Annotated in this window: 2 protein-coding genes; both read left to right on the top strand. The window is 55.1% G+C overall.

The genetic code is table 11. From position 1 onward, the window contains the following. Window positions 1-1391: portal protein (locus AK963_RS33915; RefSeq protein WP_175404711.1), on the top strand; the 1391-nt coding region annotated here is incomplete at its 5' end. A gap of 160 nt (window positions 1392-1551) precedes the next feature. Next, window positions 1552-1771: hypothetical protein (locus tag AK963_RS32765; RefSeq protein WP_139117753.1), on the top strand; the 220-nt coding region annotated here is incomplete at its 3' end.

The raw sequence follows: 1771 nt of genomic DNA, 5'->3' as shown, positions 1-1771 counted from the left end.
GCAACCATGAGAAGTGGGAGAGTGAGGGGGATGAGTGGAAACTGATCGAGCGCCAGAGCATTGAGCCGGATATTGAATGGGCCAGTGTCTTTGATCTGTTTCCCGATCCCTATTCCCACGATCCCGGTAAGCCCAACGATCTGTTCCGCCGCCATGTGCTGACCAAACATGAGCTACGGGAACTGGCAGGGAGTCACGGTTTTGAGACCGAGACCATTCACGCCATTCTTATGGAGTCTCCCCAGGGAAACCATGTCCCTGAAGATTACGAACGGGAGCTGCGTAATATCAACGACAACGATGAGCAGCATGTTACACCTAACCGTTTTGATGTCCTTGAGTACTGGGGGCCGGTGGATGGCCAGCAGCTGAAGGAATACGGCGTTGATGACATCGATGAGCAGGCCGAGTACCAGGCCAACATCTGGATCTGCGATGGCCGGATGATCATGGCACGGCTCAACCCGTTGAAGCCGGAAGCGATCCCCTACAAGTTTGTTCCCTACGAAAGTGTGCTGCACCGGTTCTGGGGCATCGGCATCCCCTACATGATGAACGACAGCCAGGATGTGATGAACTCCACCGGCAGAGCCCTGCTGGACAATGCAGCCCTCACCGCTGGTCCGATGTTCCAGATGGATGTGAGCAAATTTCCGGAAGGGATGAGTCTGGAAGATGCCAAGAAAATTTACCCCTACCGACTCTGGTTTTATGACGGTGAAGCCGGTGAAGGTCCGATGATTCAGGCCATCAATATCCAGAGCAACCAGAAAGACCTGTCCGGCATCTTTGAACTGTTCCGGCGCTTTGCGGATGAAGAAACGTCACTCCCGAGCTACACCCACGGCGAACAGACTCAAAACCTGAATAAGACTGCCAGCGGCATGAGTATGCTGATGACAGCTGCCAATGTAGCCCTGAAGAGCGTAGTGAAAAATATAGACGACTACGCAACGGTTCCCCTGATCGATAGCCTGTTCAATTTCGCCATGCGCTGGAGCGACAGCGAAGACGCCAAGCGGGGCGATCTGGATGTTGTGGCCATGGGCAGTGCCGCGTTGGTGGCCAAAGAGCTTCAGTCAGAGCGGATGATGAATGCCCTGAATGTCAGCATGAATCCGGTACTGGGGCCGATGACTGACCACCGCTATCTCTATAACGAATACCTGAAATCCCTGGATATTGATCCGGATAAAGCCCTGAGGCCCGAGGAAGAACTCTATGCACAACCCAATGCACCTGACCAGCCAGGAGGCGGACGCGATCCTTCGGCTGGAAGGCAACCCGGATTACCAGACGCTGGTCGAGCACCTGCAACGTCGCCGGGCGGAACTGCTGGAGAAAATGTCCCACGCCCGGGATTCAACCGAATTGCGCATCCTGCAGGGTAAGACTCAGGAACTCAGTGATCTGATGCAACTGGCGCAGCGATCACGCACTTACCTACAACAATGATTTTTCATCGCCTCCCGCTTTCCGCTCCCCGCTTCCCGAAAAAGCACATCTACTGTCTTTTACGGGTGGCGGGCAGCGGAAAGCGGGCGGCGAACAATGCCTGAAAGAACATGGACAAGCCCAGAGCCCCACGGACTTTCACAGGCGCAACCAAGTGGACAAGCCAACGAGCCCCACAGGGAGAGTGAAATGGCCATTGATGCCGAAAAACTGGATCAGGAAACCGATGCCGAACTGGCAGCCCTTATGGGTCTGACTACGGACGCCCCTGCCGCTTTTGCAGAGCAAGAGGACGAGCAGGACAAGCAAACCGATC

This window comes from Endozoicomonas atrinae, from assembly GCF_001647025.1.
Taxonomy (GTDB): Bacteria; Pseudomonadota; Gammaproteobacteria; order Pseudomonadales; family Endozoicomonadaceae; genus Endozoicomonas; species Endozoicomonas atrinae.
Note: the sequence above shows the minus strand (reverse complement) of the source record. Positions and strands in the feature narration are given on the sequence as shown.